Genomic DNA, 17,289 nt, shown 5'->3' with positions numbered 1-17,289 from the left:
GAATTAGTCGGTTTAAATATAACGTAACTCAAAGGACTCCACAAGTCTTATTGGATAGCCATTTGCTGTTTTCTGTAGTTGATCATAAGACCTACGACCGCATTGTAACTTTTGATGCCTTCTTTTTGGTTGTTCGCCTTTAAAAAAGTGTTGAACACGGATTTAAATATAGGTTCCATAGGATTCTCATATTTTTCCCAAAAATCTCTTAATTCATTAAAATTTTCTTTTACCCCCATGTTGATGGTGCCCACAATCTCATTATACTTTTCTTCATCCTTATGAAAAAGGTCGGTAAGGCAGTATCCTAGGGCATGGTTGTAGGCAGAGTATTTGAAGTAAGGATCATTACTTTCTGATGTGACCAAATAGCCAATAAAATTAGTGGCCCCCTCAGCAGAGTAACCTAACTGATGGCCTACTTCGTGACAGCTTACGGTGGGCAATCTGAATTTTGGGGTAACGCCATTCACTTGTGCCTCGTTGGTAAAAGGGTTCAGGTAGCCGCCATATCCCATAAAAGTTAAGGGTATGCTATAAATGGATGATTTTAGACTGAGATGTTGATATCCGAAATCGGGATATTGCTCTGCAAAGTTGGCATAGGCTTCTTCGGTTTTGGCGAAGATTTCTTTTTTGGAGTAGGGGATATGGACAGGAGAGATGGTATCTCCAGTAAGTTCCATTTGATATTGATTCGTTTGTTTCACGATGAACCGTGTCAGTTCAACCAATTCGTCGACCGTATATTCATGCTCAATGTTGAGCTTCCAAGTGATGGGTTGGCGGTGGTAGTTCATGCCCCAAAGCAGATGAAAAAGAAAGAATACTACGGAAAGTGACACTGCAATATCCTTTAGGAAAAAAAGAGGTTTCTGCTTGATGCTTCTCCAGTTTTTATAGATATACCAGATGGCCAACAGTACAATTAGGGTATAGAGTATGTCCCCAAATGAAAATGGAATCCAACCAAACAGTATTCTTAAAAAACTTGAAATGTAAGGATATATGCCATTACTGTAATACGCTTCAACAAGGTTGGGATAACTACCTATCCATTTGACCAAAATGATTTGAACCGGGAGTGCAATCGCAATAATTGTCTTGGTTTTTTGTCTCATCGAAGGTTGAGCAATTTGTTTTTATGGAAAATAAAAAAAGCCGCACGGAAAAGTACGGCTTTTTTTAAGTTATGCTTTTGGAATTTTATTATTGGATTCCAACTATTTCAACATCAAAAACCAAGGTCGAACCACCAGGTATTGGACCATAATCGTTATCGCCATACCCTAAATGTGGAGGGATGAACAAACGTACTTTATCACCAACTTTCATAGTCAACAATCCTTCACGGAAACCAGCGGCCAATTGTGCATCTGGGCTGTAGGACATTGGGAAGGGAGTGTACCCGCCCTGATCTCTTCTACCTGGGTTCAATTGGTTGAATTGTTCGGCAATTTCCTGGATGTTACTATCGAACAAATCTGCGTTGAACAACCACCCTGCATAGTTTACCAAAACTTTTTGACCCACTTTTGGCTGCTCACCTTCACCTTCCTTCAGCGTTAAAATACGCAATCCACTTTCGGTTTCTTCGGCTTGTTCGATCTGCTCAGCAAATTGAGCGGCAAGATCTTCCTTCATTTTTTTGAATGCGGCTTCCGCTAGTTTTGCTTCTTCAAAGTAGTCGCTCATAATCTTAATGGCATCAAACTGACGTGCTTCCTTGCCGTTTCTAACAATCTCTACATGGTTCATGGCAATTTCAGAAACAGGTCTGTCACCGGCGCCGGTCTTTACATTGGCAATAGTGTCCACAACATCCATGCCTGCCACCACTTCACCAAAAACGGTGTGCTTGTCGTCCAACCAAGGCGTGGCCTTGTGCGTAATAAAAAATTGGCTGCTATTAGTTTTTGGTCCTCTGTTGGCCATGGAGAGAATCCCTTTTTTGGAGTGCCGCAATGAATCGTTGAATTCATCTTTAAAGGTATAGCCGATGTTTCCGCTTCCACTTCCGGTCGGGTCTCCTCCTTGAATCATAAAATCTTTAATGACCCTGTGAAAAACAATTCCATCATAGAATTTTTTATCCTTATACTCTTCGTTTACAAATGGATTTTTTCCTTCTGCCAAGGATACAAAGTTGGCCACGGTAACAGGTGTCTTCTTGTATTCCAATTGGATGATGATGTCTCCTTTAGTAGTTTGTATGTCGGCAAAGATACCATCTCCCAAATCGGCATATTTACTGGATTTGCACCCCATGATCACTAGGAGAAATACAGGTATGCTGTAAAATAATTTCTTCATTGTTTATGAATTTAATTTAAACTGTCGTTGTCTATTATGATTGTGTGTAATTCTACGGATGATTTAAGAGGTGTTTTTGGGCCTATTGATTTATTGTCACCTTGATAGCCGAAAGCTAGGGGAGATGGGAACAAAAATGTAGCCTTCTCGTTTATTTTTAACAGCTTCACGGCATTTTGAAGCCCGGGAAACAATTGTTGTTTGTCAATGACATGCGATTGCGGCCCAATTTCCTCTGCGGTATAAATGGTGTCACCTTCCAAGTTCATCAAATTATAGGAAAACAAAATCTGGTCGCCCGATTTTAATTGATAGGTGGCAGTATCGTTCTTGGTCTCGTAATAATACCAAAACCCATTAGGGTTCGACATATACTCGTGGACCGTATCCTTGGAAATGATTTCCTGAATGGCCTTTTCCTCCTCGGCCAACAATTTTTTGGTGCGTTCTATGGATTCCTTGAAGAAACTGCCCGATTTAACCTCTATGGGCCTTCTCGGTTCCGGACCCCCACAACTTGTAACAGATACAACCAACAGAACAGCTAGAAAAAATCTCATGGGTTCAATTTGTCTTTATACGTTTTTAAAATATCATTGAATCTGGAAATGGTCTCCTCCATACTGGTTTCGCTTCTTCCCCCGGCCGCATTGGTGTGTCCGCCACCATTAAAATGAGCTCGTGCAAATTCGTTCACAGAAAAATCCCCTATCGACCGCAAAGAAATTTTAATAATTCCCTCTTCCCGGTTTTCGATAAAAATAAGAGCGAAAATAATCCCTTCCAAAGTTAGGCCGTAATTTACAAAACCTTCTGTATCACCTTTTTTAAAGTCGTACTGGTCCAGCTCGTCTTGGGTTAGGGTAATGTAAGCGGTTCTGTATTCGGGCAGAATCACCATATTGCTCAGCGCAACACCTAGCAAATGTAGGCGAGAAGGAGAATTCGTGTCAAAAACCTCTTGGTGAATGGCCATGTTGTCCGCGCCCTTGTCTATAAGTTCCGCGACAACCCTGTGGGTCTTGCTCGAGGTGGAACGGTACTTAAAGGAACCTGTGTCCGTCATAATGCCTGTGTACAGGTTTGTGGCCATATCGGCATCAATTTGATCGGTTTCACCTAAAAAATCAATAAAGTTGAACACCATCTCGCAGGTAGAGCTCATGGTCACATCGGAATAGGTCACCATTGCATAATCGCTCGGTTGTTGGTGGTGGTCTATCATTATAAAATCGGCGCTCGCCTCTTTCAAGACCTGTTCCATTTGCCCAACACGGGAAAGGTCGTTAAAATCCAAGGTAAAAATTACAGAAGCCTTATTGATAACTTCTTTTGCCTTTGGATTTTCCCTCTCAAAATTGATAACGGTATCGTTCTCCGGCATCCATTTAAGGAATTTTGGATAGTCATTTGGAGCGACCACATGTACGGTATGCCCCTTTTTCTTTAAAAATCCATATAGTGCCAAGCAGGACCCCATGGCATCTCCGTCAGGATTTCTGTGGGGTATGATCGCTATCTTTTGAGGTTGGGAAAGAATCGACTTTACTGTCGTGATATCCGCTGAATTCATGCGGCCAAATATACAATAATATAATATAGAGGTAACTTGGTTTATCCGTATTTTTGGTTCTGTAAAATCATATCATGAAGCAATCATACCTAATTTTAGCGGCATTGGTTTTGTTTATTTCCTGTAAAAAGAAGGCGGAGCAAACAACTGAGTCCCAAGAGCAGCCTGCGCCTGATTTTGTTGTGGCCTTTGGCTCCTGCAATATGTCACAAGAACCTAATCCATTTTGGGACGATATTTTGGCTGAAAATCCAGATGTTTGGATTTGGGGTGGGGACATCGTTTACGCGGACACGGATGATGTTGAGCGATTACGCACTATCTATGCGATGCAGGATACCGTGGCAGGATATGCGAAGTTGAGAAACGAAGTTCCGATTATCGGTACTTGGGACGATCACGATTTTGGTGTGAATGACGGAGGGTCCGATTTTGCGATAAAGGCAGAAAGCCAGCAGGTATTTTTGGATTTTATGGGAGTGCCAGAGGATAGTGAGCGAAGAAACCAAGAAGGTGTTTATACCTCCCATGATTACGAAGTGCCAGCGGGCAAGGTAAAAGTGATTGTACTGGATACGCGCTATTTTAGAAGTGAGCTGATTAAAGATGAAGATTCAAATAGGAGATACAAACCAACAATGGATTCTACAGCTACAATACTTGGGAATGCTCAATGGGAATGGTTGGGGAAAGAACTTAAAGAATCGGATGCCGATTTCAACCTGATTATGTCCAGCATTCAAGTGCTTTCGGGCGAACATGGTTTTGAAACTTGGGGCAACTTTCCCTTGGAAGTGGAGAAACTTGAAAATGTAATTGTGCAATCAGGAGCAAAGGGAGTGATTATTTTATCGGGTGACCGTCATATTTCTGAATTCTCCAGAGCTGATGTTGACGGCCTATCCTATCCATTGGTGGACTTTACCAGTAGTGGGCTGACCCATTCGTATTTCAGCTTTAGCGGAGAGCCTAATCAACACCGCGTAGGGGAGGTGGTTTCCGATAAAAGCTATGGAATCATCAACCTGAATATTGAAGAGAAAAGAGCCGAATTTAAAATTATGGGGGACAATGGTACTGTTCTTCAAGAGTTAAAACAAAGCTATTGAGCCTTGTACCTTGGTCGAAAAAGCTTAAGTTTGCGCAAAATTTAAAAAATGACTGGAAATAGAACGTTTACCATGATTAAGCCTGATGCCGTTGAAAATGGGTACATCGGGGCAATTTTGGATAAAATTACGGCTGCTGGATTTAAGATTGTGGCCATGAAGTACACACAATTGAGCACTAGGGATGCCGAAATATTCTATGCCATCCACAAAGAGCGTCCATTTTTTGGCGAATTGGTGGAGTTTATGACAAGGGGCCCAATCGTTGCTGCCATTTTGGAAAAGGACAATGCCGTGGATGATTTCCGTGCTTTGATCGGGGCTACAAACCCAGAAGAAGCTGCTGAAGGAACCATTAGAAAACTGTATGCTGCCAGTATTGGTGAAAATGCGGTTCACGGTTCCGATAGTGATGAAAATGCTGCTATCGAAGGTGCTTTCCACTTTTCAGGAAGGGAAATCTACTAATCGATTTACAAGATAATTTTAGTAAAGCCACCTTTTCGGGTGGCTTTTTTTATTTATTCCGTGCTTGACACGGAATCTCATAAACAAGGAATAGGATTTAAGTTAGATTTCTCTTCGCTTCGCTCTGTCGAAATGACATTAGATTATACTTGTCATTTCGAAACGAAATACAAAGTATCGATTGAGAAATCTCCAGACCAGAGTGACCACTTATGCAACGATCCAATAGCTGCCAATCAAACAAGCGAATAACCAACTGTACCATTTGACAACCCCTTCGAATGCTGTCGAAATGACATTCCGATTACCTTAAAACCAATTTTTTCACCAGTTCCTTGCCCAATTCCTCATTGAGCATTTTAATGATCTTGGTTTTTCCCAAACTCAATTCCTCCCGCAATACAGAAGAGGTGAGCGATATGTAGAGTGTATCGTTTTTCAGTTCAACAGCTGTTGTGTAGTTGTTTACCCCATTGCCCATTAATGTTGCCCAGGCCTCCCTGGCATCCACTTTGTCCATGCCCTTTTGGAGCTTGTTTTCTTGGATGAACTCGCTAAGCGCTTCGCTCAATGGAATATGGGAACTATGTCTTTTGGCCATTACTGGGGGATTTTTATGGGTTCAAAACGTTTGTACTTATAAGTTATACCTTCTTGGTTGATGACCGAAAATGAAACCGAATCCAACTCCACCAGTTTTTCTTCCCATTCACTGAACTCATTTTTATAACGAAGGGTAAAGGTTTCGTTGATGTCCGATACTTCAAAATTTTCCACATCTTTTGAGGTGTCGTAGGTGCCATCAAACTGGGGTTTCATCTTTTTTCTATACCCTTTTTCTTCTTTCAACTGAATAAAATCGATGCTGGTGTTCATTCCATATTCCTTGATAGATCCGTCAGGAAACTCGACTTCCGAAATTTCCCAATAACCGTTCAGGTAATGTAAATCTTCTTTATTTATGGATGAATCATTACAGCTCCAGAACAGTAAAATCAATAAAAAGGGAAGTATGTGTTTCATGATGCTACAAGGTAAATATTTTATAACTCTGATGAATGTTCTTTACCACATTTTCGGTACGGTCGGCGTGTGTGTCACTTATAAAAATCTGGCCAAAATTATCATCCTTGACCAGTCCGACAATGTGTGATACCCTGTTTTCGTCCAATTTGTCAAAAATATCATCCAATAAAAGAATCGGTGTAGTGTCTGCTAATTGTTTAATAAAGTGAAACTGTGCCAGCTTCAATGCAATCAAAAATGATTTTTGTTGGCCTTGGCTCCCGAATTTTTTAATGGGGTGACCGGCAATGGTAAAACTAAGGTCGTCCTTGTGTGTGCCTACCGAGGTATATTGTAAGGCCCTGTCTTTATCAATATTTTGTTTTAAAAGCTCCAATAGACTTTCATCGCTCAACTGGCTTTCGTAGGAGAGGTCGATTTGCTCATCTTTTTCGGAGATGTTATGGTACTGCTCTTTGAAAATGGGGAGAAAAGACTCAATAAATTCCACTCTTTTTTGATGAATCGCTGTGCCCAAGGTGTTCATCTGTTCGTTGTAAATGCTCAAGGTGTCTTTGTCGAACGTACGGTTCGCGGCAAAATACTTGAGCAACGAATTGCGCTGTGCCACCACCTTGTTGTATTTGATGAGGTTTTGAAGATATACCTTGTCCGATTGGGAAATTACCCCGTCCATAAATTTTCTCCGGGTTTCGCTGCCTTCCAAAATCAGGTCACGATCAGATGGGGAAATAATCACTAATGGCAAAAAACCAATGTGCTCGGAAAACTTTTCGTAGGGTTTTCCATTGCGTTTTATCACCTTCTTGGTACCTTTTTTAAAAGAGCAGAGTATTTTTTCGGTTCTTTCGTTTTTCTCAAATTCACCTTCAACAACAAAAAAATCGGTGCCATGTTTTATATTTTGTGTGGACACGGGGTTAAAGTAGCTTTTGCCAAAGCACAAGTGGTAAATGGAATCCAAAACATTGGTCTTTCCTACCCCATTATCGCCCACCAAACAGTTGATGACAGGGTCGAATTCCAAGGTCTTGGAATCAAAGTTTTTGTAATTGACTAAAGATAAATGTCTTAAAAACATAAAAATCAGAGAAACGGTTTGGAATAAAAAGGCAGCCCTTTAAAAAAGGGAATCCAAAAATAACGAATAAATTACCTTTTGGTTTTGGATAAAAACTTTATTTTTGCGCGACCAATTAAATGACGGATGGCAACATACAAGAAGAGAGGCTTTAAGCCAAAAAATAAAGAGGAAGAAGCTCAGATAGAGGAACACGACAGCACAACGGCTGAAGTTTTCAATACTTTGGACGAAGGTGCCTCCAAGACCGAAGCATGGGTTCAGAAGAACCAAAATTATATTTTGGGCGTAATCGGTGTGATTGCCGTTGGTGTTTTAGCTTACTTGGGCTATCACCAATTCATCCAGAATCCAAAAGAGGCAACAGCCGCAAACGAACTTTTCTACCCGCAACAATACTTTGACCAAGCGTTGGCAAGTGAAACCGAAAAGGATTCTTTGTTTACCTTGGCTTTGAACGGCGCTCAAGGCAAGTATGGTTTCTTGGATATTATCGAGGAATACAGTGGTACCAAAGCAGCCAATTTGGCAAAATATTCCGCTGGTATGACGTACTTGAACCTTAAGCAATATGATCAGGCCATCGAGTATTTGGAAGGTTTTTCTTCCGATGACGATATTATGGGCGCTATGGCAAAAGGAGGAATCGGTGATGCTTTTTCTCAATTGAACCAGAATGATGATGCCTTGGATTATTATGAAAAGGCAATTTCTCATAGCGATAACGAATTTACAGCTCCTCGTTTTTTACATAAGGCCGGTGTTGTAGCATTGGAATTGGATGAAAAAAGCAAAGCTTTGGGATATTTTGAAAGAATCAAGGAAGAATATCCGAACTCTCAAGAAGCCAATGGTGTTGACGCTTTAATCGGACTGGCGCAAAATTAAAAGATGGCCACAGAGAACAAAAACCTATCCGTTTACGATAAAAATAAAATCCCAAATGCGAAAAATCTTCGGTTTGGGATTGTTGTTTCTGACTGGAACGATGAGATTACCGAGGCCTTGTACGAGGGCGCTCAAGAAGCGTTATTGGATTGTGGGACTTTATCGGAAAATATTCTACGCTGGGATGTACCTGGCAGTTTTGAACTTACTTTCGGTTGCAAGAAGATGATTCAGACCCAAAAAGTGGATGCCATTATAGCTATCGGCAGCGTTATTCGAGGGGAGACCAGCCACTTTGATTTTGTTTGTAGTGCAACGGCCCAAGGCATCAAGGACTTGAACGTCGCATACGATGTTCCTGTGATTTTTTGTGTGCTAACTGATGATAACATTGAGCAGTCCAGAGCAAGGAGCGGAGGCAAGCACGGCAACAAGGGAACTGAAGCCGCTATTGCCGCCATTCAAATGGCTATGTTGGGCAAGTAAGTTCTATTACTTCCAATAATCCAAACATCTAGGGACTGTTAACATTTTTTGGGACGATCGTCCAACCCCTTTTTTGTATTTTAAGTACCTTTGAGGTTACAGCGATAAGGATACTATGCGAAACCCTTTAAAACTTAGGAAAAATAAGAGCTTCGATTACTCCCCCAGATATTACAAGGGAGAGGGGAATCCTTATAAAATTGAGCACAAGCTTGATAAATTCAGAACCACGGCACATTCCACCAGGGGACTTAAAAACAAAGTCACCTCTGCAATGGACGATTTACAGACCGAAGGGGATAAAAATTTAAAACTTCGTTTTTGGATCATTGTTGCCGTTCTGGTCTTGCTGTTTCTGTTTATCATCGATTTTGACTTATCAATATTCCTGAATCCATAATGGCGGACATCATTAAACTTTTACCGGACCATGTCGCTAACCAAATAGCAGCAGGGGAGGTGGTACAACGACCCGCTTCCGTAGTAAAGGAACTTATGGAGAACGCCATTGATGCGGGGGCCACGTGTATAAAGTTGATTGTTAAGGACGGGGGAAAAACGCTTATCCAGGTAGTGGACGACGGATCGGGTATGAGCGAGACCGATGCCCGTTTGTCCTTTGAACGCCACGCTACTTCCAAGATATCTTCCGCACAAGATCTTTTTAATTTGGCCACCAAAGGCTTTAGAGGGGAAGCACTGGCATCCATCGCGGCTATAGCACATGTGGATATGCAAACGCGTACCGCAGCCAATGAGGTTGGCACGCACCTTAAAATTGAGGGGAGCAAAATTGTGTCCCAAGAGGTAATCGCAACCCCAGAAGGAACTTCCATATCCGTAAAGAACCTATTTTTCAATATCCCGGCAAGACGAAATTTTTTGAAATCGACACAAGTGGAGCTTCGACATATTACCGACGAGTTCCATCGGGTAGCTTTGGTCCATCCTAATATCGAATTTCATTTCTACAATAATGGGTCGGAGATTTTTAACCTTCCCATCGGAAAGCATCGTCAACGCATCGTGCACATTTTCGGTAGTAAAATGGATAACCGTTTGGTTCCCGTTTCCGAGGAGACCGAAGTGGTAAAGGTGTCCGGATTTATTTGTAAACCAGAATTCGCCAAAAAGAGTAGGGGAGAGCAGTTCTTTTTTGCCAACAACCGTTATATCAAAAGCCCTTATTTACATCATGCCGTGGTTGCAGCTTTTGAGGGTTTGATAAAATCAGACACCCATCCCGGATATTTCTTGTTTTTGGAGGTAGACCCATCCTCTATCGATATCAATATACATCCAACAAAGACCGAGGTAAAGTTCGATGATGAAAACACCCTGTATGCGATTTTACGATCAACGATCAAACATAGTTTGGGGCAATTCAACGTGGCCCCTGTTTTGGATTTTGACCATGACCCTAACCTGGATACACCTTATTCATACAAAGAAAAAGGAGCAGTGATCCCAAAAGTTACTGTAGATGCCAGTTTTAATCCATTTCAAGAGAAAGGCGGGTCCGGAGGCAGTTTTCGTAAACAAAGCACTAAAGGCTGGGAGGACTTGTACGAAGGACTCGGTCATCAGAACGACCACAATGAGTTCAGTAGTGTGGTCATTGAGTCTGAAAGTGAGGAGCAAGGAACGTTGTATTCGGGTGAAGGTGTCGAGGAACATTTGGCCAGTACCTTTCAATTGCGGAGAGAATATGTGGTCAGCACAGTAAAATCGGGAATGCTGGTCATCCATCAGAATAGGGCCCACGAACGGATTCTTTTCGAAAAGTTTTTGGGTGAGATTACGGTGAAAGAAGGGGTAAGCCAACAATTATTGTTTCCTTTGGAACTGAGCTTTAACAAGCAGGAATTGGCCGTAGTCAAAGAAATCCATGAAAGCCTGACAAACATAGGTTTTGTATTTGATAGCTTGGAAAAGGAGACTGTAAAAGTGACAGGTGTACCTATGATGGTTCCTGAAAGTGGGATTGGCACGGTATTGGATCGCTTGATTGCTGATTATATGGAGGGTTACTCCGATGGTTCCATTTCGCAGGCCGAAATGTTGGCCAAAGCGCTTAGCAGGAACCTAGCGGTACGCACTGGGGATGTGTTGGATTCTGAATCGCAATTAATGTTGGTGAACAATCTTTTTGCATGCAAGGAGCCTAATTTGAGCCCTTTTCAAAAAATAACATATACCATTATCTCCGAAGGGGATATTGATAAAAAATTCAACTAGATGGGTAGAATGACCGAGGCAGTAAAGCACATTTTGATCATTAACGTGATCTTGTTTTTTGCCACTCAATTATATGGAGATCAAATGTATCAATGGTTGGCACTTTGGTTTCCCAAAAATGAAAATTTCCAAATTTGGCAAATAATCACCCATATGTTCATGCATGGGGGTTTTATGCATATAGCGTTCAATATGTTCGCTCTTTGGATGTTTGGAACACCTGTTGAGCGAGTACTGGGAAAGAATAGGTTTCTATTTGTTTACTTTTCTGCGGGATTGGGTGCGGTGTTGTTTCAGTTAGGGTTTTACTACTTTAATTTTTTACCTGCCCAATCGGAATTGTTGAGCACGGGGCTCTCCAATCAGCAAATATTGGATATGTTGGCTTCAAACCGACTCCAAGAAGGGTTGTCCGAAATTCAGATTTCCACCCTAAGGGCGGTAATGCCAGAGTATGCTCAAATATACAATGCCAGTATGGTAGGTGCCTCTGGCTGTATTATGGGAATTTTGGCAGCGTTTGGAATGATGAACCCAGAAGCACGGCTTATGTTGATATTTTTGCCCATACCCATAAAGGCCAAATATTTTATTCCAGGTATAATCTTGTTGGATGTGATTTCCGCAATTACGGGACAGTCCTTTTTCAGCCCTAGCAATACGGCCTATATGGCCCACGTTGGGGGAGCATTGACCGGATTTATAATCATGTGGTACTGGAAAAGAAATCAGTTCAACAAAAATAGGTGGGATTAATTTATGATGACCGGTGGATTACGATATCAATTTGCAAGGCTTAGTATAGCCGAAAAGCTCATTGCCATCAATGTGCTTATATTTTTATTGGACGGACTCTCGGGGGCTTTATTGGGCCATTCGTTTTCACGTTGGTTTCATTTGCCAAAGGACTTTTTTGAATTTTTGACCCAACCTTGGTCCTTGGTGACCTATTCCTTTTTTCATGCAGGTTTTGGACATATTTTTTGGAACATGATCGTGCTTTATTTTGCGAGTCGGATTTTCCTGAACCTATTTGATTCACAGCGGTTCATCAATGTGTATTTTTTGGGATTGATGTTAGGCGGCTTGGTGTTTCTACTAAGTTATAATGTATTTCCGACCCTCGTCAACTCCAATACTGCATTGATAGGAGCATCTGCAGGAGTAAATGCAGTGCTTATTTTTGTATGTGCCTATATTCCAAATCAAGAGGTACGCGTAATTTTCTTCAATATAAAATTATGGTATATCGGCCTTGCTTTGGTGATAAAGGATTTGGTCTTGATTGGAATGGGGGATAACATTGGTGGTGGTATGGCCCATTTGGGAGGAGCCTTTTTAGGATATATGTACGCTCGGCAATTGTTCAAGGGAAATGATATAGGTTCCGGTTTCACTAAATTTAGAGATGCAATCCTAAACATATTTAAGCCAAAGGAGAAAAAGGCACCCTTAAAGACGGTTTACAGGAAAAAAGCAGCCGCTAACAACAAAGAGGATTACAACAAACAGGCCAAGCAAAAAAGGATTGATTCGATTTTGGATAAAATCAGTAAATCTGGCTATGAAAGCTTGTCCAAGGAGGAGAAGGACTTTTTGTTTAAGGCAGGTAAGGAAGACTAAACAGTGAAAAAATCTACCTCAATATGGGATAGGGTGGTGTTTGCAATCAATATTTTGATTGCATTTCTATTGCTGTTTACTGGATTCATCTCTTATGTGCCATTACGGTTTTTCTCTGCCATCTCGGTACTGAGTTTGGTGGTACCTTTTCTATTTGCACTTAACATAATGTTTCTACTGTACTGGGCTGCAAAAATGAAACGAAAGTTTTTGCTTTCGTTCACGGCTATCGTTCTTGGTTATCTTATGTTCGGACCTTTTTATGGTTTTGGAGGCAATAATGTTCCTCAAGAAGGAGTGTCATCGGATATAAAAATCATGTCCTTCAATGCATGGGGATTTAATAAGAATGGTTGGATGAAACAACCAGGGGTAGGAGATAGTATAGTGAAATTTGTGAAAGATCAGGACCCTACCATTCTCTGCGTCCAAGAACATAGTAGGGATCGTTATAGGCAGCTAAATCAATATAAATATAGGAGTGAAACACCTAACGCCGTACCAAGGACAACTCAGGCCATATTTTCCAAACACCCTATTGTTGGGGAAGGGTCGTTGGATTTACCGGGTACAATCAATAACATCATTTATGCTGATATTACCGTTGGAAAGGATACTCTGCGGGTTTACAATGTACATCTGCAATCTTTTAAGATTATACCGAGTACGGATAACTTTTCTGATGGCGAAAAATCGGAAAGAACTTATAAGATATTGGTCGATACCTTTTCAAAACAATTAGAGCAAGCTGAAATTCTCAGAAGTCATTTAGAGGAGAGTCCTTATGCAAATATTGTTTGCGGAGATTTTAATAATACTCAATTTTCCAACGTTTATAAAATTGCAAAAGGTGATTTACAAGATACTTTTTTAGAAGAGGGAGGTGGTTTTGGTCGTACATACGATTTGTGGAAGCTACCGCTTCGGATAGATTACATTTTGACAGATCAAAATTTTGAAGTGATTTCCCATCAGAATTTTGATAAACGCCTTTCCGATCATTATCCGGTAATGGCGACTGTACGTTTAAATTCACATCAATAAACAATCCACGGAATCTGCTATAATGTGTATGACCAATGCCAAACCGATTAGTCGGGTAGGTTTAAAGAACAGCAGCAAAATATAGAGTATAATGGCCCAATAGGTATGAAAGATATGAAATCCCACACTGCAACGGTCGGGATCATACAAAGGAATTGCCCAGAGGTGATCTATATCTATTAGGATTCCGGCCAGAAGTATCAAAATAACCCTAAAACTATCTCCTTTGAAGAACCAAAGGCCAATTAAAATGGGAACCAAAAAATGTATACCGTAGTGGATGAGATGCCTAGTCATTTGTAAAACCTAAAGATAGATTTTTTAAGTAGCTAAGTGTATTGGTGCCCTCATTGAACAAGAGGTCCAAGATGCTCAAATTGGGTATAAAACCATGGCGCTCCTCAAAAACCTGTGTATAAGGTTCTATGTTCCAATCTTTTTCTTTTTTGGCCTCTACCAAAAATCGGGCATCAAAATAGGTGGTTGGTTCAATCTGGTACGTTTCGGTTTTAGCTGTTGGAATTTTTATTCCAACACAATCAGCAATGGCTTCAATGGTTTTTAAGTTCAGATTGTAGAGCGAGTCTTCGTTTCCTTCGTAGATAGGTCTAATATCGTCTTCATAAAATTCGAAGAAGGGCGAGGTTCTGTAAGCCGTTTCCAAAGTGCGCCAATGCTCTTTTTTCCAATTGTAACTATTTTCGGTGCTTACATCAATATACTTTTGACGTCCCTCATTGCCACCAACGTGTTTTATAGGAATATTGAGCATATGTTTGCCCTTGTCCGTAGAAATATAACAACGGTTCCGGTAGGTCTGTTTCTGAAAATTATCATGCACCTCCCAAATTACCTCATGCTGGACGATAGCAGCAAAGGTTGCAATGCTGGGAAAATAGGAAGGATGGATAAGAATTTTCAAAGAACAGATGAGTTTAAATTACCTATGCATTCTTTTTCTTTCGCTTGCGGAAGAAATCAAAAATAAACCAAGCGGCCAATAGGGCTATGAAATACCAGAAGTAGGATACCGGTTCCCCGCTACCACCAACGGTTGTGAAAACTCGGTCCCAACGAACCCTCCAATTGGCGATTCCCTGTCTAAAGTTGTCAAAGCTCATCCAAAGGAAAACTGGTTTTCCCACAATATGATCGGCAGGTACATACCCCCAGGTCCTACTATCTTCAGAATTGTCGCGGTTATCGCCCATCATCCAGTAGTAATCTTGCTTAAAGGTGTAGGAATTGGCTTCGCTGCCATTAATAAGTACTTTTCCACCTGTTACTTCCACATCGTTGTGCTCGTAGTCCCTTATTATTTTTTTATAAAAAGGAATTGTCTTGGAGTTGATCTCTACCGTTGCACCTTCCTTGGGAATGTAGATAGGCCCAAAATTGTCGTTGTTCCACGGGTACAAATTAGGCTTTTGTGGAAATATGTTTCCGCCATACATTCCTTTGGGTTCAATTGTTTTTACCACTGAATCAATACCTGGATTTTGTTTCAAGGCAGCGACCATCTCATCGGTTAGATTAGCTGTTCTTGAACGAGGTTTTTCTTCGGATAACGAAAGTCTTAATTGACGGATTACATCTGTAGGTATTCCATCTTCCCGAGTATATAGTTCAATTTTTCCATCTTCTGTAGGTCGTCCACCAGAAATATAGGGAACGACCGCATTATATTGGGCTTCGCTGATATTGCTGGCAATGTACTTTCTAACATAATCCGAAGCGTCAACATCTTCTAAATACTTGCTCGACACTCCATTGTTGGAATAGATGTCATATATATACATGGGCTTGGCCCGGTCGGATAATTTAAGCTGTTCGCCGTTGATATATACAAAACCATCAATAACTGCCAGGGAATCCCCAGGGGTTCCCACGCAGCGTTTTACGTAGTTGGATTTTTTATCGATAGGCTTTATGACCGCTTTTTGTGCCTTAAAAAATTGATAGAGCGTATCCGAAGGTAGACTGAAAACGACAATGTCATTTTTTTCAACTTTCTCAAACCCGGGCAAACGCATATAGGGCAACTGCAATTTGTTGATCCATGAGGTTTTATGGGTCTCCGGATTTACATCGGCCAAGTAAGACCGTGTTTTTAGCACAGGTAGCGTATCATGGACCATAGGGGCGGCCAAGGTTGTCATGGGGACCCTAGCGCCATAATGAAACTTGCTCACAAACAAGAAGTCACCGACACGTAGCGTGCGTTCCAGTGACCCCGTTGGGATTACATAAGGCTGTATAAAATACGTGTGTACAAAAGTCGCGGCAACAATGGCAAATACGATGGAACTTACCCATTCTCCCAAACCTGTGGTCGGTTTTAGGCTGCGGTCTTCGATATATTTTACGTCCTCTGCGTAGTTGATGTAATAGATATAAAAACCAAGGGTAAGGATGACCAACCATGTATCTACAAGGGACTTTTTTCCAAAACTGCGGATGGTTTCCACCCAAACTACGGGGAACATCAACAAATTGATGATGGGAATAAACAATAAAAGTACCCACCAGGCAGGTCTATTGATGATTTTCATCAAAACGATACCGTTGTATACCGGTATGGCGGCTTCCCATGCTTTTCTGCCTGCTTTAACGTAGAGCTTCCAAGTTCCCAAGAAATGGATGACCTGAATGATCAGAATAAAAATGATCCATTGTATACCGTCCATATAAAAAAGTTTCTTTGTTAGACTCTGGGTCTATGTTCCTGTTACGTTTTTTAGCTTAGGTTTAACACGTCTTTCATAGAGAAAACACCTGTTTTTCCTTGTATCCACTCCGAAGCTATTACCGCCCCAAGAGCAAACCCTTCCCTGTTGTGCGCTTCGTGTTTTATCTCGATAGTGTCCACGGAACTTGCGTAAGCAATACTGTGTGTTCCGGGCACCATACCTTCCCTTATGGATTTTATCGAAACTGTTTTATCGCTCGATTCATCCAATTTCCAGTTTTCGTATGCGGTGTTTTCAATAATTCCTTCGGCCAAAGTAATGGCAGTTCCGCTTGGGGCATCCAACTTTTGTGTGTGATGTATCTCCTCCATGCCAACCTTGTATTGGTTCAATCCGGCCATCATTTTGGCTAGCTGTTTATTGAGCTCAAAAAAGATATTTACTCCCAAACTAAAGTTGGAGGCATATATAAACGCACTCTTGTTGTCTTCACAAATTTTGATGGCGTCGGAATACTTGTCCAACCATCCGGTAGTTCCACTGATGACGGGCACATTGTTTTTAAAGCAATTGGTGATATTGTCAAAAGCAGCTTCGGGCGTACTGAAATCAATGGCAACGTCCATTGAGGAATAATCCACATCCTGCGAAGGGTCATCAATCTTTGCTACGATGGTATGGCCTCTATCCTGAGCAATCTGCTCGATCATCTTTCCCATTTTGCCATATCCAAAAAGACCAATCTTCATA

Annotated in this window: 20 protein-coding genes; 9 read left to right on the top strand and 11 right to left on the bottom strand. The window is 41.2% G+C overall.

The genetic code is table 11. From position 1 onward, the window contains the following. Window positions 1-47: 47 nt before the first annotated feature. The 4 genes from J0656_RS06285 to J0656_RS06270 form a co-directional block, all read right to left on the bottom strand. Entirely contained in the window at window positions 48-1,121 is a 1,074-nt protein-coding gene (locus J0656_RS06285; protein WP_207032359.1) for a DUF3810 domain-containing protein, read from the bottom strand. A gap of 88 nt (window positions 1,122-1,209) precedes the next feature. Beyond that, complete coding sequence (locus J0656_RS06280) at window positions 1,210-2,313, bottom strand: peptidylprolyl isomerase (RefSeq protein WP_207032358.1); 1,104 nt, start codon at window positions 2,311-2,313, stop codon at window positions 1,210-1,212. Between the two features lie 11 nt (window positions 2,314-2,324). Beyond that, entirely contained in the window at window positions 2,325-2,873 is a 549-nt protein-coding gene (gene gldI / locus J0656_RS06275) for a gliding motility-associated peptidyl-prolyl isomerase GldI (protein WP_207032357.1), read from the bottom strand. Further along, entirely contained in the window at window positions 2,870-3,886 is a 1,017-nt protein-coding gene (locus tag J0656_RS06270) for a DHH family phosphoesterase (RefSeq protein WP_207032356.1), read from the bottom strand. The genes gldI and J0656_RS06270 overlap by 4 nt, the downstream gene beginning before the upstream one ends. 74 nt (window positions 3,887-3,960) lie before the next feature. Between J0656_RS06270 and J0656_RS06265 the strand changes: the two genes are divergently transcribed. Both J0656_RS06265 and J0656_RS06260 read left to right on the top strand, forming a co-directional pair. Then, window positions 3,961-4,995 carry an alkaline phosphatase D family protein gene (locus tag J0656_RS06265; protein ID WP_207032355.1) on the top strand — a complete coding sequence of 345 codons (1,035 nt, stop codon included), beginning with the start codon at window positions 3,961-3,963 and terminating at the stop codon, window positions 4,993-4,995. Between the two features lie 48 nt (window positions 4,996-5,043). Continuing rightward, entirely contained in the window at window positions 5,044-5,463 is a 420-nt protein-coding gene (locus tag J0656_RS06260) for a nucleoside-diphosphate kinase (protein ID WP_207032352.1), read from the top strand. 304 nt (window positions 5,464-5,767) lie between these two features. On the opposite strand, the gene J0656_RS06255 is transcribed toward J0656_RS06260, so the two are convergent. The 3 genes from J0656_RS06255 to recF are packed head-to-tail and all read right to left on the bottom strand — an operon-like array spanning window position 5,768 to window position 7,570. Then, a complete protein-coding gene (locus J0656_RS06255; protein ID WP_207032350.1) occupies window positions 5,768-6,064 on the bottom strand; it encodes a DciA family protein in 297 nt (98 codons plus the stop codon). After that, window positions 6,064-6,486 (bottom strand): hypothetical protein, encoded by a 423-nt coding sequence (locus J0656_RS06250; protein ID WP_207032348.1) that lies wholly within the window; start codon window positions 6,484-6,486, stop codon window positions 6,064-6,066. Before J0656_RS06250 ends, J0656_RS06255 begins: the two co-directional genes overlap by 1 nt. Before the next feature lie 4 nt (window positions 6,487-6,490). Beyond that, complete coding sequence (recF, locus tag J0656_RS06245; RefSeq protein ID WP_207032346.1) at window positions 6,491-7,570, bottom strand: DNA replication/repair protein RecF; 1,080 nt, start codon at window positions 7,568-7,570, stop codon at window positions 6,491-6,493. Between the two features lie 126 nt (window positions 7,571-7,696). Between recF and J0656_RS06240 the strand changes: the two genes are divergently transcribed. The 7 genes from J0656_RS06240 to J0656_RS06210 all read left to right on the top strand — a co-directional run bounded on the left by J0656_RS06240 (window position 7,697) and on the right by J0656_RS06210 (window position 13,849). Continuing rightward, window positions 7,697-8,458, top strand: coding sequence for a tetratricopeptide repeat protein (locus J0656_RS06240; RefSeq protein WP_207032344.1), 762 nt, complete (start codon window positions 7,697-7,699; stop codon window positions 8,456-8,458). A 3-nt stretch (window positions 8,459-8,461) separates the two neighbouring features. After that, window positions 8,462-8,944 (top strand): 6,7-dimethyl-8-ribityllumazine synthase, encoded by a 483-nt coding sequence (gene ribH / locus J0656_RS06235; RefSeq protein WP_207032343.1) that lies wholly within the window; start codon window positions 8,462-8,464, stop codon window positions 8,942-8,944. Window positions 8,945-9,059: 115 nt separating this feature from the next. Further along, the gene (locus J0656_RS06230) at window positions 9,060-9,344 is read left to right on the top strand and encodes a riboflavin synthase subunit beta (RefSeq protein ID WP_108246641.1); all 285 of its coding nucleotides are present in this window, start codon (window positions 9,060-9,062) and stop codon (window positions 9,342-9,344) included. Continuing rightward, on the top strand, window positions 9,344-11,182 hold the full coding sequence (gene mutL / locus J0656_RS06225; RefSeq protein WP_207032342.1) for a DNA mismatch repair endonuclease MutL: 1,839 nt from the start codon (window positions 9,344-9,346) through the stop codon (window positions 11,180-11,182). Before J0656_RS06230 ends, mutL begins: the two co-directional genes overlap by 1 nt. Continuing rightward, window positions 11,183-11,938, top strand: a complete 756-nt coding sequence (locus J0656_RS06220; RefSeq protein ID WP_207032341.1) for a rhomboid family intramembrane serine protease — start codon at window positions 11,183-11,185, stop codon at window positions 11,936-11,938. A 3-nt stretch (window positions 11,939-11,941) separates the two neighbouring features. Next, the gene (locus tag J0656_RS06215) at window positions 11,942-12,805 is read left to right on the top strand and encodes a rhomboid family intramembrane serine protease (RefSeq protein WP_207032340.1); all 864 of its coding nucleotides are present in this window, start codon (window positions 11,942-11,944) and stop codon (window positions 12,803-12,805) included. Window positions 12,806-12,808: 3 nt separating this feature from the next. Then, window positions 12,809-13,849 carry an endonuclease/exonuclease/phosphatase family protein gene (locus J0656_RS06210; RefSeq protein ID WP_207032339.1) on the top strand — a complete coding sequence of 347 codons (1,041 nt, stop codon included), beginning with the start codon at window positions 12,809-12,811 and terminating at the stop codon, window positions 13,847-13,849. On the opposite strand, the gene J0656_RS06205 is transcribed toward J0656_RS06210, so the two are convergent. From J0656_RS06205 to dapB, 4 genes are read right to left on the bottom strand one after another with little or no spacing between them, the layout of a single operon-like run. Next, window positions 13,838-14,146, bottom strand: a complete 309-nt coding sequence (locus J0656_RS06205) for a DUF6122 family protein (protein ID WP_207032338.1) — start codon at window positions 14,144-14,146, stop codon at window positions 13,838-13,840. The two genes, J0656_RS06210 and J0656_RS06205, sit on opposite strands and share 12 nt — an antisense overlap. After that, window positions 14,139-14,771 carry a WbqC family protein gene (locus J0656_RS06200; protein WP_207032337.1) on the bottom strand — a complete coding sequence of 211 codons (633 nt, stop codon included), beginning with the start codon at window positions 14,769-14,771 and terminating at the stop codon, window positions 14,139-14,141. The genes J0656_RS06205 and J0656_RS06200 overlap by 8 nt, the downstream gene beginning before the upstream one ends. 22 nt (window positions 14,772-14,793) lie before the next feature. Further along, a complete protein-coding gene (lepB, locus tag J0656_RS06195; protein ID WP_207032336.1) occupies window positions 14,794-16,536 on the bottom strand; it encodes a signal peptidase I in 1,743 nt (580 codons plus the stop codon). A gap of 50 nt (window positions 16,537-16,586) precedes the next feature. Further along, window positions 16,587-17,288 carry a 4-hydroxy-tetrahydrodipicolinate reductase gene (dapB, locus tag J0656_RS06190; RefSeq protein WP_207032334.1) on the bottom strand — a complete coding sequence of 234 codons (702 nt, stop codon included), beginning with the start codon at window positions 17,286-17,288 and terminating at the stop codon, window positions 16,587-16,589. Window position 17,289: the final 1 nt, after the last annotated feature.

It is taken from the genome of Flagellimonas aurea, from assembly GCF_017313785.1.
In the GTDB taxonomy this organism is placed as follows: domain Bacteria; phylum Bacteroidota; class Bacteroidia; order Flavobacteriales; family Flavobacteriaceae; genus Flagellimonas; species Flagellimonas aurea.
The sequence above is the reverse complement of the archived record's forward strand: the minus strand, read 5'-3'. Positions and strand labels throughout refer to the sequence as shown.

What these genes read in the sequence shown, in the direction of transcription:
- gldI (WP_207032357.1), bottom strand. Translation starts at nt 2,873, where the DNA reads ATGAGATTTTTTCTAGCTGTTCTGTTGGTTGTATCTGTTACAAGTTGT.
- J0656_RS06265 (WP_207032355.1), top strand. Translation starts at nt 3,961, where the DNA reads ATGAAGCAATCATACCTAATTTTAGCGGCATTGGTTTTGTTTATTTCC.
- J0656_RS06205 (WP_207032338.1), bottom strand. Translation starts at nt 14,146, where the DNA reads ATGACTAGGCATCTCATCCACTACGGTATACATTTTTTGGTTCCCATT.
- J0656_RS06220 (WP_207032341.1), top strand. Translation starts at nt 11,183, where the DNA reads ATGGGTAGAATGACCGAGGCAGTAAAGCACATTTTGATCATTAACGTG.
- mutL (WP_207032342.1), top strand. Translation starts at nt 9,344, where the DNA reads ATGGCGGACATCATTAAACTTTTACCGGACCATGTCGCTAACCAAATA.
- ribH (WP_207032343.1), top strand. Translation starts at nt 8,462, where the DNA reads ATGGCCACAGAGAACAAAAACCTATCCGTTTACGATAAAAATAAAATC.
- J0656_RS06255 (WP_207032350.1), bottom strand. Translation starts at nt 6,064, where the DNA reads ATGGCCAAAAGACATAGTTCCCATATTCCATTGAGCGAAGCGCTTAGC.
- J0656_RS06250 (WP_207032348.1), bottom strand. Translation starts at nt 6,486, where the DNA reads ATGAAACACATACTTCCCTTTTTATTGATTTTACTGTTCTGGAGCTGT.
- J0656_RS06285 (WP_207032359.1), bottom strand. Translation starts at nt 1,121, where the DNA reads ATGAGACAAAAAACCAAGACAATTATTGCGATTGCACTCCCGGTTCAA.
- J0656_RS06240 (WP_207032344.1), top strand. Translation starts at nt 7,697, where the DNA reads ATGGCAACATACAAGAAGAGAGGCTTTAAGCCAAAAAATAAAGAGGAA.
- J0656_RS06230 (WP_108246641.1), top strand. Translation starts at nt 9,060, where the DNA reads ATGCGAAACCCTTTAAAACTTAGGAAAAATAAGAGCTTCGATTACTCC.
- J0656_RS06260 (WP_207032352.1), top strand. Translation starts at nt 5,044, where the DNA reads ATGACTGGAAATAGAACGTTTACCATGATTAAGCCTGATGCCGTTGAA.
- J0656_RS06280 (WP_207032358.1), bottom strand. Translation starts at nt 2,313, where the DNA reads ATGAAGAAATTATTTTACAGCATACCTGTATTTCTCCTAGTGATCATG.
- J0656_RS06270 (WP_207032356.1), bottom strand. Translation starts at nt 3,886, where the DNA reads ATGAATTCAGCGGATATCACGACAGTAAAGTCGATTCTTTCCCAACCT.
- dapB (WP_207032334.1), bottom strand. Translation starts at nt 17,288, where the DNA reads ATGAAGATTGGTCTTTTTGGATATGGCAAAATGGGAAAGATGATCGAG.
- lepB (WP_207032336.1), bottom strand. Translation starts at nt 16,536, where the DNA reads ATGGACGGTATACAATGGATCATTTTTATTCTGATCATTCAGGTCATC.
- J0656_RS06215 (WP_207032340.1), top strand. Translation starts at nt 11,942, where the DNA reads ATGATGACCGGTGGATTACGATATCAATTTGCAAGGCTTAGTATAGCC.
- recF (WP_207032346.1), bottom strand. Translation starts at nt 7,570, where the DNA reads ATGTTTTTAAGACATTTATCTTTAGTCAATTACAAAAACTTTGATTCC.